Source organism: Zooshikella sp. RANM57 (assembly GCF_050749885.1).
Classification (GTDB): domain Bacteria; phylum Pseudomonadota; class Gammaproteobacteria; order Pseudomonadales; family Zooshikellaceae; genus Zooshikella.
This window is the reverse complement of the sequence record NZ_JBOIUB010000028.1, coordinates 1-16840: the sequence shown is the minus strand read 5'-3', so window position 1 is coordinate 16840 and position 16840 is coordinate 1. Positions and strand designations below refer to the sequence as shown.

Below are 16840 nucleotides of genomic sequence, written 5' to 3'. Positions count from 1 at the left end.
GCCAACCGCCTAAAGGCCTTGTATTTCACAGTGATCGTGGCTCACAGTATACCAGCAAGCGATATCGTAAGCTGTTATCGAGCTATAGTATCCGAGCCAGTATGGGCGATGTGGGTGCTTGTTGGGAAAATGCTGTTGTAGAACGCTTCTTTGGTAGCTTGAAACACGATTGGCTTTTTAAGGTGAGTCAGCCAACGAGGGAATTTATGAAACAAGATGTGGCGGCTTATATGAAGTATTACAAAATAGAGCGACTGCATTCTGCCAATGGTGATTTGTCACCCATAGAGCTTGAAAATTCTCAACTAAATATGTCCAATTTGGGTTGACCAGTACACATTGTTATCATTAAGAATAGGCGGTTAAACAAAATCTTTTACAGTCTCATGAGTTATTCCGCTCCGACGATGACCACGCCCATAGGACGTGGTTTTTATTTATTAAATAAATATACTGCCTGTAATAACAAACATTGACGTGATTTATTTTTTCTGAAAATCTTTCCAACCGGAAGTAGCAACTTCTTTCTGTAGTCCGTAAGGAGTATAAGTCATTTCATGAATACCATTAAATATTCCGCCAGAAACTTCTACCTGAATAGGTGATCCCATAATATCTGACAGATAGGTTTCCTGAGATGCTCCACTTAAGTCATTTTTTTGAGTAATCGCTGCTACCTGGTTACCAATGTAGTAATATGACTTGTTTATTTCTTCAACTGTACCTTCATACATCACTGCACTACCACAGTAATTATAGGTGCTCTTTTGACCATCTTGATATATTGTTTTGCTTAATCGTCCAATAGCATCATAGTAATAATTAGCAATCACCTCATTGTTTGCAGTTGAAACTAATTCCAAACGTCCATGATTATCATAACCATAAGTTAAACCATTCTCATCATTAAGCATATTTCCAAGTTGATCGTATTCAAAAATTATTTGTAAAGGATAAGCTGAATTGCTTCCTATAGCAGTGATTGAGGATAATTGATTAGGATCAGTATTTTCATAGTTATAGTTTAAGTGTATATTACTGCCGTCCTTAAACTCTATTTCAATAAGACGAATATTATCTATCGGGTCATAATTGTAAATTTGAGATGCTATTATATTGCCAAACTTATCAGCAGGAGAAAGTGGACCCTCAACGAAATAATTCTTAAGCCTTTGATGTTCATCATATTGGTAAGTATGAATAGTTGGACTGGCTTCATTAAGGGATATTTGTTTTTCTTCAAGGAGACCGTCAAGTGAGAAGGTGTACTCCTCTCGAAGGATGTGACTATTCACACTGTAAATTGAAGTTAATTTGTCTGGTAACAAACTCATATCAACCTCTCTATGAGCTTCAAACAAACCAGATACAGAAACTTCCTGGATCCTATCATACTCATCGTATGTATAAGCCGTAACTTGATCATCTAAAACAAGTTCACGCTCTAAGCGTCCGCGATCATCGTATAAAAAATACGTTATATTGCCAAATTTATCAGATCTGGCTGTTATTTTACCTGCAAGAGAATAGTAATTTTCTACAAACCAGTTATCATCACTACTTTCTTTTTTTGTGAGACCATCAAAGCGATACTCTGACAGTATTGACTTATTATCTTCCGTTGCAGAAGTCATTTCTGCAGAAACTGGATCATAGGTCATTGTCAAGTTACCAATAGTTGTATAGTCCTCGATAGTTGGATTATAACCTAATGAAACAGGGGTATTATTTGGTAATATTTGTTTATTAGGATTAAGTTGGCCTGGAGAATAGTTAAATATAGTTTGACTATCTCCATAAGTTTCAACTATTAGTCGACCAAAACCATCAAATTCACGATGCCCCACAGATATACCACAGCAAATTATTTCTGATAACCTAATTTCAGGAGAAAACTCAGAGTATATATAATCAATAATTTTATCTCCTTTAATAACACTTTTTGTTCGATCCTGTTGATCATAGGTATAGTGTGTATTTCCTCCGTGTCTATCTTGTATTAATAATGTACGACCCAGACCATCGGTCTTTACAACAAAGTCAGTACCATAAGTCTGACCATCAGAACGCATGCTCAAAGTTCGTTCTTCCCGTCCATAGTTTGAGTGTATAATTTTACTATAAGGAAGACCTTCAACTTTTTCAGTAATACTTTGTTCAATTGGATCATTAATAATGATATTAACAGGACCACCATTTGATTGAGTTTTAAAAAGGTAACCCCAATCATCATGCTCGAAAGTAGTTCTCATTTCCCAAGAAGTCGGAAAAACTTCATTTTCAAGGTTCCAACAAGGATCACCAGTCAGAATTATATCATATTCGATAATCTCCACTGTACGACCACCAAGGTCATATTTCGTTGTAACAACAAGATAGTCCTTTAGAATTTCTGATCCATTTTCATTTACTGTAATTACTTTTGCATACTCTCTGCCTAAACCATCGAGGTATTCAGTTGTAATAGTACCATTCTTATCTGTAGTTGAGACTGTATGCTCAATATCATTATAGAAATATTCCTTAAAAGCCTCATTAGCTCCTCCTTCATCTATAATCTCTTTATGTAATCGACCATCATTATAATAATGAGATGTTACAAGAGTTCCCTGATTATCATTAAATGTCTCATTTCCTGTGATAAGATCATAGTGGGTAATTTCGACAACATTATCTTGACATTGAGGCGCAGAGATAGTTTTCGTTTCTACATACTCACCAAGACTCACATCAAGTTCATAACTTATATTTGTTGATTCAATATACCCATTGAAACTTTTACTCTGTGTCTTTACTGTTCCAGCAAGCTCATCATTATAGTAATGAAATTCTTCAACAATATTAGCTTGAACATATTCAATTGTATTCTGTACAATTCCAGATCCGTTAAGTTTGTGAGTATGAATCTCTGTTCTTACAGTATCAGGCGAACTACCAACTAATTCTTGTTCATTTTTTGTCTTTAGATAGTGTATAAAAGAATACTCTGGGCAATCTGGAAGTGCTCCATTCCGGGTATCATAATATGTATAGTTAGATTTTCTATTTTCAACAAAGTCTCGCATTTCTACTAAATTACCCGCTTCATCATAGTCCATCTCTACAGTTTCAGCTCGTGATAAGCCACTTTTTTTATAGGTTGTGGTTAATCTTTTTGGCTGTTTAAGAGTCAGTATTTGCTGTTCTAGTGGTTTATCATAATCACTTTCATTTTCTAAAAAATCACGCTTAGTTTCAATGATACAATCACCGACAACTAACATAGTCATAACTTGATTGTGAAATTTATCGTACGTATTTACTGTTTTTGTTGTTTTATCAGGTTCGCCAACTACATTAATATATTCTATAATTTCAGTTAGATATTGATAATTACCAGTAATTTTATATGAATTATCACTCCATGGATCATAATCTTGTACTGAGGATCCGTATCCTAAATAATTATGATTATTAGTATTTCCCTCAGGATTATAATTGTATTCTTTTACCTGCAGTGTGATCTCTTTAACTTCTCTTGATGGTGTTCGATCAGTGCCAGTAATAATTATCTTTTCCACTCCAGGCATAAATTGTTGGCCACCAACGGGTGCAGGTAATTTAATTGCATACATATTATAGAAAAGTTGATCCTTGCGCCCAGATGGGTAATCAACTTGAGAAATAGCATAAGGTATAATCCCTTGTTTACCTGAATATAATTTATGCCACGCTGAAGCGGATTTATATTCTTGGTTTTCTCCATATGGTAAGCTTACCCACATTTCATATATATTCTTTTCTATAATGTCTATCGTATAACGCTCAAGGAAATGTAGTTTAGATTTTTGAGAATCCAACGGTTCCACATTCAAAATTTCAAGGCCATAATCATCTACAATATATTCAAGTAGATGTAAAGTTTCTTTTGTCTTTTCATCTCTTACACTCGTTCCCTGCCACTTAAAATTGACTCCCCTTCCAAATACATCTTCTCTACGAGTCACTGTAGCAAAATTTGATAATCGAGCATTGCTGGTCAAAACTTCTTTCAAACCATCCTTATATTCAATAGTGAAAAGAAATCGGTTACCCTCCTGAACATAGCTAATTTTAAGATTTTCAGGATGTGGATCAATCACACTATCGAGATTACGATTAAGTTTTAGTGCTTCACCACTAGATAAGTAGAGTATCTGATTGCTTATATCAATCTCAGTTAAATTCAAGGAAAAACCAGGACCTAAACCATAATTTTCTCTATCATTATCACTAAGAGAAAGTATGAGTTCTATTTCTGGTCCTAACTGATGATTGGTTGTACTACTTAATGCATTAATTGAAAAACTGTATCGTCCAGTCTGATCATTTACTTCTCCAGCAAAATTATTTTCAAAATTAGATGCATAAGAAAATGCTCCATTACCACTATTTTTATCAAAATAAATTTGTTGACGATGCAACATGAGGATTTCTCTCTATGTGGGATTAATAATAAATTTATGGGTAATTATCAAGCTAATGACCATATATGAATGCACTTTGTCTAATAAAAGCAGAACGATAGATTTGTGAAACCTGAGTAGATGATGTTTCTGCAGGAGCCGTTTCTGCAGGAGCCATTTCAGCTTGCGCAAATATTATACTTGAAACTACTCCTTGAAAGGTTGATGTAACCGAACCTGTGAGCTCTCCATAATTTAGGGTCCTGAACCTGGATAAAAAACCACCTTCTTTCATTGGAATACGTGTTTTTGTTAAATGTCCCTTCCAAGCATAAGTTTTTTCTCGAACACTAAAGAAGCCAGGTTTTCTTCCAAGAGTTCCTTTGCTAACAGAAGCAAAGAATTCTTGAAATGTGGGAGTATTAATAGCGCTAAGTCGTTCACCTCCGGTTAGAGATGTACCATTTGGTAATGGAGTTCCACCATGAGAACTTGCGTAACTTTCCAAACGAGTGGTCTGATTGTTTTTACGTAAGGCTTTTGCATTTTTAGTAAATTTTTGAAATGCAAGATGATAAGATGTATCCTTATTTGGTTTGAATTTATCTGCATTCACACTAACCATCTTTGAGTTTGTATTTTTTTTAGCCCTTAATCTAAGTTTGCGCTCTATCCTATAGGGCTTTTTACCAGCTCGACTTACTGAAGATATTTGTTTTCCTATAGAAACAACACCAAAAGCAGCCGATGCAGCTCCAAGCCAAAAACTAGCTGCACGAGCCACTTGACTTTCATGCCCCGCTGCATCTTGTGCTCCTGCTACCGTTCGTGCAATCCCTGCGCCAGCTAAGGTCAAACCTGAGGCCATACCTGCCGCAATCACAACAGAACTTCCACCAGTGAAAGGAGCTGCTATTATACCAGCAACTCCAATAATAATATTTGTAATTCCTACTAAAAAATCCATGAAGCTGTGGCCTGTAGGATCTACTGAAGTTATTGGATTACCAGCACAATAAGAATAACTACTTAGTCCTCCTGATCCAAATGGACTTTCTGAATCTTTGCTATTAAATCGTCCTAAAGAAGGATCATATCGACGATATCCACAACCTAATAGATATCCCTTTGAAGCATTATCAATTAGTTCACCATTAAAACCAACAGCAGGTATAAAATTATCTAACTGATTTTGTTTTGTTCTTTTTTTCATAAGAAGCTCCTTTTATTTATATGGGTATTTTTAACTATAATATTCATCCAGCATAAAAACAATAAAAAATAATTAATAATAGACAACTATTATTAATTTAAAAGCTATCTCTATAGGTTATTCTTTGCAAAATATTCATTAATTTTAGACTACACGTAAACTAATAAATAAATTAATAAGTTTTCCACCATTCATCACCATAATGTTCAGACATAAAATAACAGTATGGTGACGAAAAACCTTGAATAGGTTCTTCTAAAGTATAGTGATCACATGATGACAAGTCATAATCTATCATTTCAATTCTCTGGTTATTATCATCTCCTCGGGAAGAAAATTTTACTGAAAGTATCGAAAGGTTACCATAATTATCCTGCACAATATGAGTAACAACAGTAGGTGGCCGAGCAATGAAAAAAGTCGAACCATCTTCAGGATAGGTATTAAAGTTATCCACTGATGTTAAATTATGGGCATTAGCATATCCATCTATATGGTAAAGCCCAAAAGAAAACCCATTGTTTGGTGCTGATATTCCGCGTATAAACCTAAATTTACCAGAGCTCTTAATACCAATAGAAGTAATAATATCCACTTCAAGATGCTGATATACATTATGCTCATCAGCTGTATCTTTTACATCTATTCCATTATATAGAGCAAGAACTGCTGCTGAAAAATCATCACCATTCCATGAAGAACCACAATCATTGTTTATCTCATTATATCGCCGCTGAATACATAGTGTCGCAATCTTGATACCTGAATCGAAATAGCTATTTGTCCAATACATCCAAGCACCACTTTCATTCCAATCAGTGTGAGCCGCCACTCGTAATTTAGTTGCATGTGGAATTCCCACTCCATCTAAACTTATTTGGTAATAAACACGTTCTACCGCTAATGGTACAGGGTCTATGATTAATGAATAGTCAGGACCTTCATCATAAGTAAAATATTGTTCACAGTTGTCTCTACATTGAAGACTATCACTGATGGAATTTACAGTAATATCATCTTTGCTAAAATTATGTGTTGTTATTTGGAGTGTTGATTCCTGTGATATAGGTCTATTAGTGCAGTCTTTGTATTTTAAAAATGGAGAGTCCTCTACCAATGGACCTTCAGCAAATGCACATAGTGAAAGAGCACCACTATGATCATCAGAAACAGAAAGAAAAATGGTTTTATCATCGTTAAAAACAATTTTACTATTTTTATTTCTTTGGGAAATTGGTAATTCATAGCCATCAATAAAACTATTTTCTAGGTAGGGATCAGAAGAAATAAAGTAACCATCTTCAGCAGAGAGAATATCATTAGGTATTTCACTTGTATTCATGTTATCTCGGTGATAAACAAGCTTAAAATTTTCTTCCAACTGTTTAGCATCAAAACGTACAGTGCAGTCAGAATTGTCATTAACATAAGCTGTGTAACGGATAGTCAGTGGTTTTTTCATTCTACTATTATTATATAGTTTGTTTCCATAATCCGTTGCCGTGATACCATATATTTCAACAGTCGCTTTATTATCTTCAGATAGAACTCCACATTCTGTTCTATGCTTTAAAGGTTCTACATTGGATTTTACAATTCCTGTAATAGCTAGAGCAATTGTAATTAATAATACCTTAGTATAGTCAGTCATAGTATTGCCTATTATTTTATATTTGATTATCATGAAAATAATGCAAATAAAATAAAATATATTTCCATACCTGATTGCTTTTATACATCTTTAAGCTTATCCATTACCACTTTTATAGCTTAATATATTTATCATCCCTCCCTTCAATATAATTTGATACCAATGAAATTTTAAAGCCCTACATTTCATCTAAACCAACTAATTTATACAAATAAGTAAGTATTCATATTTTTTTTAATCATATCTAATTAGCTTACCATAAATAGTATGCCATTATAAATAATGGCTGGTTATAAATTTGGATTTTTTAATCCATCAAAATAAAAACTATTTAAGTATGTTTTTTGTTGTAAATTCATATAAAAATCATAAAATACAAATATATTATATTACCACTATTATTTTTAAATTTACCAATTTTAACGTGATGCTAGACTTTTTAGCCTATTAATTGAGCCAACTGAAGTGGAGCGTTGCCTTCGTTTCTATTGAGTAACACACATAAACTGTGTGATAACAATTTACGACTTATTCGATTCGTCAGACTCCATAAGGTCCTCCCTTTTGTTCGTTGGATATTAAACGTTTTTACAAGCTGACCAATCGTTGTCTCAACCCGTCGTCGGACCCGGTTTAACTGTCCCCTCCATTTCTCTGGGAGTTGATCCACCATTTTTTCTCTGACCGGTGTTTCTAATTGTACTGCTTTTAGCTCAAATAATTCAGCCTTAAAATCTACACCTAAATAACCTTTATCACCTAGCAAAATACCACTCTTCATCAATTTCGTTAACTCCCAGACGGCTTCTCGCTCACTGTCATTAGCGGGTGTTAACGTAAACCCTGCAATTGCACCATGAAAATCAATGAGTAAGTGCCCTTTAAACCCATAATAAGTTTCACTTTTTGAAGCACAATAACCGTAGTCTGCCTCTCCTTTAAAACGGCTACAGCTTTTTGCCCGTTTAAAGTGGCTCACGGGTAAAGGAAAAGCATCGACAATATGGAGTGGGTCAGTGATTGTTCCCAGTGCCATAGTGACTCGTTTTTGCAACTGCTGTTTTACCGCCCAAAAGTTTGCTGCTTGCTTTGAAAATTGGCTTCTTGAGCCGATACCTGGAAAATAATTTCGCCAATGTTCACGAAAATACCGCCAGATATGAGTATCTTCATCTAACCCAAAAAACTCGCCGATGAGCTCCATTGCAATCACTTCAAGATCAGAAAGAGAGGGCATAGTCCCTCGTTTACGTAATCGCGGGCCTTTAAGTAACTCATTGAAGGTATCATAAACCCAACAATAAACTGCTATGATAAACTCTTCTACTGACATCCCCTGTCCCTTTGAATTTGTTTCGGCAAAACAAAGGTTGGGGTCAGGGGTTGTCATTTCAAACCAATAAAAGTCGAGCATCGCGTAATTTTATATTGTAAATACACAAGGTACTTCGTAGATAGCTAATTTTTTGTATGTCATATTTGTATCAGCATTTTCATCTCCATAATGACTTCTTTTGACCATTATCATATTATATGAAGTACTGTCAAAATTACTTGAGCTTTGGGTCTGACTATCATAATGTTCAATTATTGGTTTAATTCTTTTTCCATCTTTGGTATAGGGGTATGCACATTTCATATAACTATCACCATTTTCATCACCACGATGATTTCTTCCAACCATTATTGAAAATCCTTCACAAGTAAAAGAAGAACTAGATTCTTCATCACTCCCTAGCGAGTATGGATTTTTTAAAATAATTTCTCCGTTGGATACATTCTTAATATACAATGAACTACAAGTGTACACAGTTTCTCCATTTTCATCACCACTATGACGAATACCAGTCAATGCTTTATTTACTGGACACTCAAAGTTATGTGAATCTTCGTCCACTGTTGTAGATGTAGCATTAGAAAACCCTAAATCAATGGGATCGTTTGTGTCGCCAAACTCTCTTTCAAATCGTTTACTTATATTATTTTTAATATTCTTCATACATATCTTTCTACGTTCATTATTTAGTGCATCAAGTATTATTGATGCTTTATTTCTTGGGTTAGTTATTTTTTTAATTCGTTTACTAAAATCAATTAATTTTACGTTCCAATAAGGGTATTTAACTAGAGCAATAGTATTGCTAACTATTGTTAATCCAGATAATTCTTTAGTTATTTTAGCTACATTATTTTTATGCCCATAAATAATAATGGCATTAGCATTAATTATCTCGGCTTTAATTGACTCTTTAATTTTGTAATTTGCATCTATTAACAATATTTTATATGGCGCATTTGATTTTGTTTTATCACACACTCTATCTAATTTATATTTTTTAATCTGTTCAAATAATTCTTCTGATAGCATGCTATTTTTTATAGGGCCACCTAATAACTTAAAGTAGCTTTTTGAGTTTGATTCAGCCATTAACACTTGACCAAAACAAATAAATAATATAAACATAGATATTTTTATATATTTCATTTTACCACCTAAAATAAGTAAATTTTCTTTATCTTTATCTAAAACTTATTACTATTGATATTGCATTATTTTGGGGAAATTCTTAATCATACATGCACATAGTCTACCATTAAATATCCTACCTACTTGCTAACTAGTGAAATAATGATAATGATATTTAAAGTATAAATGATTATGGTTCAAACTTTTTTGTTCTTGCATAAATTCATTCTTCCTACTTTTAATTAAGCTAATGCACAGCAAAGGTAAAATCTATTTTTGTCTCCCAGCCAAGTTTGAAGTTTACCTATGTTAATTAAATTAATATCTGTATTTGACAGTTATTTAAATTTAAAAACTCATATATTACAGTATAAGCCAAACATAGTAATTATTTCTGGAAACTTAAGTTTCTAAGAATGTTGTCTAGGGTCTGTTAACACTAAATAGTTTATTTATGATGAGCGCATAGTGAATAAAAAATTGTATCTAATTATTCCTATTTCACACGCAAAATCTTGCACTCAATCTCACTAAATTCTTACTGCTCTTAGCTTAGATATACAATCTTTATAATTGCTATTAATTTATCTTGGCAGAAATTGCGAGACAATCATGACCATTAATGCTTCGTAATCAATTTAATTTTACTCTGTAACCAAACTGATATTTTAAAAAAATAAAAATAGAGTAAAAGTGAACCTGCTTTTACTTATAGAGCATTTGTTTGATTGTTTTAAGTCTCTTTATCAGTGCTAATAAGGTATCCATAATTAGTATTTCACTACATATCGTTCAGCATTTATAATGAACACCACCAATCACCATGAATTTGGTAATAATTGGATTGATATAGTTTTACTCAGATAAAGCTTTATCATAAAAACAACCTTCGGAAATAACTCCAAGTATTTTTAATACATCATTAATAGCATCCATCATACCAATCTCGTATAAGGATGCTTGATATTGATTGTTACATTTTGATTGCAAAATTGATTGAAGTGATATGTAAAATGAAATTTCGCCAAGTGATAGTAAATCGTAATCTACTGAATTATTTATAATATTGCTAGCATATTTATTTATTTTATTTTCCATGAATAGATTAAAATCATCATTAATGATCATCTTATAGCCTTTTTATCAATGGTAAGTATATTGCTGCATTAAAAGAAAATTACAGTATATCGTTATTAATAGTTTAATTATAGATATTATTCTTATGGATGATCTGGAAACAAAAGTTCACTAAATAATTATAGTAGAATAGTAGTTGGGAGATGGGTAAATCAATAATTGTTTCATAATAAGAATCCTCACTATGGAAAGTTCAGTCATAGTAAAACACCTTAGTAAACCTAGTTAGACTCAAAAGATGAACAGTTAGCTCTTACTAATAAGTCGGAAATAATGGATACTTTCTAGAATTATGCCATACTGATCTTTACCCCATGTAACGGACACCCCACTTTAGGATAAAACTCACCTAAACTATGGTGTACATTTAATGGGGGGAAGATCAGTAAGTTCATTAATCGATTAACTAAAGTTTATAAAAAAATATTCATTATGTGTCTATATTAAATATGAACGCAAATAAATGTAGGAGAAATCATGAGTAGAATATTAGTCAGTGAATATAAATACCGTTCATATGATCAGTTTGAATGGATTGTTGGAAATAATGCTATAGACAAAGTATGTGCTAATTATTCAGCTTTTAAAAGATTATCTACACAAAAGTATACTGATGTAGACAGTGAGACCAAAGAGGTAGAGATTCCTTTAGAAGATATAGTGGAAAACATATCTGGTTTGTTAAATGGTGTTGTTACCAGTGTTGTTAATCTAGGATTCACCTATAATCCAGTTGAGGATGAAATATCTCATAATATCAAGCTTTATAATCATACACAAGCTCATATCATGTTAGGTGTTGTTAGTGCTGAGCAGCACAATAATGGGCCAATCACAGAAGGCGAGTTAGCAGTAAGTAATTATTGCAACTATATTCCACCAGGGACATCTAGTGATATAATTATTTCAGGCTTACAAACTAATTTTACATATCCTGCATGGAGATTACGGTTATCATTAGTAGGAATTTTAAATAGTAGTACATCATTTCAACATGAATTGACCTTATCATCTAAGGAAAGTGACGGAACCATTGTCTACCAATTAGAAAGTATAAAAAACTGGACTGAAGATCCTATCTATAATCCAAAAATATGGATGTTTGGATCTGAAAATGAATTTATAAACCCTAACAATACTGATTACAACACACGATATACGCTATTTTCAAGCAACAATTTAATTTATTTTATATCCAGCTCTTATTCAAAAGACAAGTATAACTCTAGCAATTCAATTCAAATTTTTTCAAAAATTAAATAGGATTAATTACATGAAAAGTGCAAGATTTAACTGGGAAATAGGACACTCTTATAATGCATGCTTAGAAGTTCTTAATAATATTAGCATTATTTCACCAATAATGCAATTATCTTCCAGTAGTGGGAGGATGTATTGGTTAAGCACAATATCAAATAGTATGTGTATACTGAGTGGTGGTTTTAATCTGCTCAAGGGGTTATTTTTAGACTCTGAAAGTTCGCAAAAGGAGAGAAAGCTATCTGTTAACAGCAGTTTTATTGGTAATATATGTGGATTAGTTACATCAGAGCCAAAATATACTGGCTTTACCGCATATGAGGGTAACTCAATGCTTATAGAACCTTATAGTACTAAAACTCATAATATTTACCAAATAAATAAAAGCTTGTATGATCTAGAACAGCTTGGAAGTTTGGATTATTTTGACTTAAATATATCCTGGTCAGACCTTGATGACAATGATAATGTCACTAGAGTATTAGTTCGTCTTATCCCTACAAAAGTTTTAAATTCTACAGTCGTACCTACCAAATGTTTTGGAATAAGCTACTTATTTGTCTATGAACCTAACCAGGATGAACCTGTAACAGTACCTAAACCTTATTTTCCTGAACTCAACAACTTAGTAAATGCTGGGCCTATTACGAATATTATTTCTTGGAGATCTTTAAAAGATAATAGAAAAAATACAATTATTTTAAGCCTACCAAGCTTATTATGTGGAGAAATACAGCTTTTAGTCTTAGTAACACCTTAATTATATTGATTGCCTTATTAATTAATAACAGTAATGCAACGCTGTTTAGAATAATAAGTGAAATTTGTATTAGATATACTGGTTGATAACGTTTATACTTCTCACGACTAAGAAGTGAAGCTTGGTTTCAACTAATAAGTGCAATTCTTAATTAGCGAGTAAATCGACTCGCCTCCCTAAAAACATTTCATTCGGTGATTTGAAATTCCTTGTTGCCCTCGGGCGTTCATTCAAACGATCCATTACAAACTGAATATCTTCATCACTCACTTTATTAAAATCCGTGTCCTTTGGAAAATACTGTCGTATCAAGCCATTCGTATTTTCATTCGTGCCACGTTCCCAGGATGCGTACGGATTAGCAAAGTAAATATCTGCTTCCAAACCCTCTCCAATCAACTCGTGGGCTGAAAACTCAAGACCATTATCAAACGTAATCGTCTTTACCTTCTCTTTCATTTCAGCCATCGCTTTCACAGCCTCTTCGGCCAAAAGATCTGCACGCTTGCCTGTTAAGCGCCTTATCACTGTATACAGCGTTTTGCGTTCAACCAATGTTAATAATGCGCCCTTGTGACCTTTGCCAATGATCGTATCTCCTTCCCAATCACCAATCCTATTGCGCCTATTAACGACATCAGGACGATCGTTAATACTCACGCGATTCTTTATCTTACCTCGCTTGTCATAATGGCCATAGCGCTTACGATAGGGCTTTGGAACGATTCTAAGGTGCGTATATAGATCACCACCTTCTTGTTTATCTTCATACACTCGTTGATAAACCGTCTCGTGGTGTAACGAGGTGTTTTCATGTTTTTTTAAATAGCCTACAACTTGCTGTGGACTTAGCTCCTGGCGAATCAGTTTTACAATTTTGACGTGTATTTCATCGGATACTTTCCGTGCTTTATAAGCTGATGATCGTCTGTCATCTGACAGCTGCTGTGCCTGTTTGGGACGATATCCTCGTACGCATCAACTCACGAGAGATGGTTGATGGATTTCGTTCCAAGTTCTTAGCAATTTCTTTTTGATTTAATCCTGCTTTTAAAAGCGAATAAATCTGGTATCGTTCATGCTCAGTCAGCTGATTGTAGTTCACAGTGCTTCATCTCTTGGTCGGGAGAAGCGCAAACTCTATCAGCTGGCTTCTCTAATGCCAATTGCACTTATTATCCGAAACTGCGAAGCACTTTAAACTACTACTCTGACAAAAAAGTTTTTTCAGCATGATAGCAATTTAGTATTTTAATTTGTTTTTGGCAGACACTTTTTTAAGTTTCCAGTTGATCTTCACTTTTCTTTGGGTAATGACTCTGCACCAAGCTTTATTTTTCTTTGCATTCATGGGATACACCATAGTTTAGGTGAATTTTATCCTAAAGTGGGGTGTCCGTTTAATGGGGGGAAGATCAGGTTGTTATGGTTCTCCTCGTATCACCAAAGCCCTAAAAGACAACAAGCAATGTGTTAATCACAAGCGAGTTGCCAAACGGATGGTAGCGCTAGGGCTTCGAGCTAAACAAGCAAGGAAGTTCAAGGCCACAACGAATAGCCAGCATGCTTTACCGATAGCTGAAAATCTTTTGCAACAGGATTTTAGTGCGAATAAACCAAATGAAAAGTGGGTGGGTGATATTACTTATGTTTGGACAACGCAAGGCTGGCTGTATCTCGCTATTTTTATTGATGTATTTAGCCGACAAGTCATCGGTTGGTCGATGTCTAAGCGGATCAATAAAGAGCTCGTTTATGATGCGTTATTAATGGCGTTATGGCGCCGTAATTTTCCGACAGATGTCATCGTTCACACCGACAGAGGTAGTCAATATTGTTCTAAAAAATACCAACAACTACTTAAGGACAATAAACTCATCTGTAGTATGAGTGGGAAAGGCTGTTGTTACGATAATGCTCTTGCTGAAAGCTTTTTCCATAGTCTTAAAGTAGAGTGTATCTATGATTACGCTTTTAGTGATCGAGCACAGGCAAAAAAGATCATTTTTGAGTACATTGAAGTTTATTATAATCAGCAAAGGTTGCACTCATCTATTGGCTATAAAACACCCGCTAGGTTTGAGCAGCTATACTCATAAACTCCTAATAATAGGTATCCGTTAAATGGGGTAAAGATCACAATGATAGAACATTAATTTCAATTATTTCATGGAAGCGTAAAAAATTTAATCAACATTTAATGAGAAAACTTTTTGACAAGTAAGGGTTAAGCTTAAGTATTCAAAAAGTCGCTCCAGTGTATGAAAAGCTGGGCGACTATGGGACTATGGCTGGGTAAAAGTGTCAACAGTATTGAAGTATGAATCTATAGTGTAAGTTATTTTATTGTATTGCTTAAGACCAAATAAATTTACATTATTTACATGTGACTCTTTTTACTTATTCATACATAAACAAAGATACGCTAACAACTTAGCCATACAAATAACTAAATAATATAATTTCTGTATTAAAACAGATGGTTAATACTGCTAGCTAATCAATTACCTCCATAGCATCATTAAAAATTCTCACATGAGTGATGTTTTTTTTAATATGGCCTGTTTGCATTTCATATTTAATCTACAATGATAAAAACAGGTTTAAGCATTCAAATATTAGGATGAAGCCACAGCGAGGTAACGAGTGATGGCGATATCCAATTTAATAGCCTCTGAGACAAGCGCGCATTCCAAAAACAGCTTTGATATTGTTGACTTCGATGTTTCTGCATTCATTTCTTATCGCAATAATTGGAAAGATATTATTACGGTACGTCTTCGTGAAGTTACGGCTAACGTTGATAGTGAATTTCATGAATGCATTTATTATCTTATAGAAAGTGAAGGAAAATATATTCGTCCACTTCTTACTATGATTGCATGTGAAATAGCAAGTGGTAAAGCACGTGACGCATTAGATTATGCTTGTGCCGTCGAGTTCATTCATCTAAGTTCGCTTATCCTTGACGATCTACCGTGTATGGATAATGCTTGCCTCCGTCGTGGCCGTGCCACTTTACATCTAAAGTTTGGAGAGTCAAAAGCACTTCTCACCGCAATTCTTCTTCTTTGCACAGCATTTCAGCTTGCTGCAAAGGTAGTGGGAAACTCAAGTAAAGCTGTGTCAATTCTGGCTCAGTCATTGAAAGATAGTGGTATGATCCTTGGGCAAATGAAAGATCTTCAGGGATACGGCAAAGATAACTCAGTTATCCACATGAAAACGGGCTCTCTGATTGAAGCTGCCGCTCTGCTTGGTGTACTTGCAGGTAGTGATAACCAATATGCCGCACAGCAACTGTCATCGTTATCTTGTGATATTGCGTACATATTTCAGGTTAGGGACGATGTTTTGGACGGTGATATGGGTCAAAAAGCACAAGAATCTGCAAAGAAGCGTGCCTACAGATTAGCGACGATAACACTCAACACATTTGGCTGTTCACCCGCTTCTCAAGCACTCGCCTCCTTGGCGGTATTTGCGGCTATACGGAAGCAATAATATGACAGCAACAGACTTACAACATACATAACATGAATTGTTTTATTTAAAAATAATATTTTTCATTTTTTTAGCCACAAGCTGTTGCGCCCTATCAATGTTAAATCTCGCAACTTTATACAAGGAAAGTAAGTGATGAACCTAATAATGGAAAAGGTACAGCCGAAGTTTGATCTTAAATCACAAAATTTTGTGTCAAATCCTTATCCTACTTATAAAGAAATGCAGAATAGAGCACCTGTTTATTGGGATGATGAAGTAAAATGCTGGGTGATCACCCGTTATGAGGATGTTAAGTCGCTTGCAACACCATCATTCACAATACCGCAAGAAAGCTTTTTACATCAAGCTGCTGAAATGTTCCCTTCATGTAAAGAACAAATATTAGAAATAGGCGCTCATCAATCACTAAGCTTTGTTTATA

At 34.2% G+C, this 16840-nt stretch carries 11 protein-coding genes and 2 pseudogenes; 6 read left to right on the top strand and 7 right to left on the bottom strand.

The features are described from left to right. A partial coding sequence (locus ACQ96U_RS26585) for an integrase core domain-containing protein (RefSeq protein WP_431724313.1) occupies positions 1 to 329 on the top strand: 329 nt, incomplete at its 5' end. Between the two features lie 153 nt (positions 330 to 482). On the opposite strand, the gene ACQ96U_RS26580 is transcribed toward ACQ96U_RS26585, so the two are convergent. The 6 genes from ACQ96U_RS26580 to ACQ96U_RS26555 form a co-directional block, all read right to left on the bottom strand. Next, positions 483 to 4445, bottom strand: coding sequence for an RHS repeat domain-containing protein (locus tag ACQ96U_RS26580; RefSeq protein WP_431724312.1), 3963 nt, complete (start codon positions 4443 to 4445; stop codon positions 483 to 485). Between the two features lie 52 nt (positions 4446 to 4497). After that, positions 4498 to 5637 carry an RHS repeat-associated core domain-containing protein gene (locus tag ACQ96U_RS26575; protein ID WP_431724311.1) on the bottom strand — a complete coding sequence of 380 codons (1140 nt, stop codon included), beginning with the start codon at positions 5635 to 5637 and terminating at the stop codon, positions 4498 to 4500. Positions 5638 to 5809: 172 nt separating this feature from the next. Further along, positions 5810 to 7288, bottom strand: coding sequence for a hypothetical protein (locus ACQ96U_RS26570; RefSeq protein ID WP_431724310.1), 1479 nt, complete (start codon positions 7286 to 7288; stop codon positions 5810 to 5812). A gap of 439 nt (positions 7289 to 7727) precedes the next feature. Beyond that, a complete protein-coding gene (locus ACQ96U_RS26565; RefSeq protein WP_431724309.1) occupies positions 7728 to 8621 on the bottom strand; it encodes an IS982 family transposase in 894 nt (297 codons plus the stop codon). A gap of 90 nt (positions 8622 to 8711) precedes the next feature. Beyond that, the gene (locus tag ACQ96U_RS26560; RefSeq protein WP_431724308.1) at positions 8712 to 9773 is read right to left on the bottom strand and encodes a hypothetical protein; all 1062 of its coding nucleotides are present in this window, start codon (positions 9771 to 9773) and stop codon (positions 8712 to 8714) included. Positions 9774 to 10610: 837 nt separating this feature from the next. Further along, a complete protein-coding gene (locus ACQ96U_RS26555) occupies positions 10611 to 10883 on the bottom strand; it encodes a hypothetical protein (protein WP_431724307.1) in 273 nt (90 codons plus the stop codon). Positions 10884 to 11369: 486 nt separating this feature from the next. On the opposite strand from ACQ96U_RS26555, the gene ACQ96U_RS26550 reads away from it, so the two are divergent. Together ACQ96U_RS26550 and ACQ96U_RS26545 are read left to right on the top strand one after the other, a co-directional pair. Beyond that, complete coding sequence (locus ACQ96U_RS26550) at positions 11370 to 12155, top strand: hypothetical protein (RefSeq protein ID WP_431724306.1); 786 nt, start codon at positions 11370 to 11372, stop codon at positions 12153 to 12155. Positions 12156 to 12165: 10 nt separating this feature from the next. Next, entirely contained in the window at positions 12166 to 12912 is a 747-nt protein-coding gene (locus tag ACQ96U_RS26545; protein WP_431724305.1) for a hypothetical protein, read from the top strand. A 147-nt stretch (positions 12913 to 13059) separates the two neighbouring features. Here ACQ96U_RS26545 and ACQ96U_RS26540 read toward each other — a convergent pair. Continuing rightward, positions 13060 to 14017 (bottom strand): annotated as a pseudogene (locus ACQ96U_RS26540) (IS30 family transposase). 298 nt (positions 14018 to 14315) lie between these two features. On the opposite strand from ACQ96U_RS26540, the gene ACQ96U_RS26535 reads away from it, so the two are divergent. From ACQ96U_RS26535 to ACQ96U_RS26525, 3 genes and pseudogenes are all read left to right on the top strand, one after another. After that, positions 14316 to 15011, top strand: coding sequence for an IS3 family transposase (locus tag ACQ96U_RS26535; RefSeq protein WP_431724304.1), 696 nt, complete (start codon positions 14316 to 14318; stop codon positions 15009 to 15011). A gap of 550 nt (positions 15012 to 15561) precedes the next feature. Continuing rightward, positions 15562 to 16416, top strand: coding sequence for a polyprenyl synthetase family protein (locus ACQ96U_RS26530; protein WP_431724303.1), 855 nt, complete (start codon positions 15562 to 15564; stop codon positions 16414 to 16416). A gap of 132 nt (positions 16417 to 16548) precedes the next feature. After that, positions 16549 to 16840: pseudogene (locus ACQ96U_RS26525) on the top strand (hypothetical protein); the annotation flags it as partial.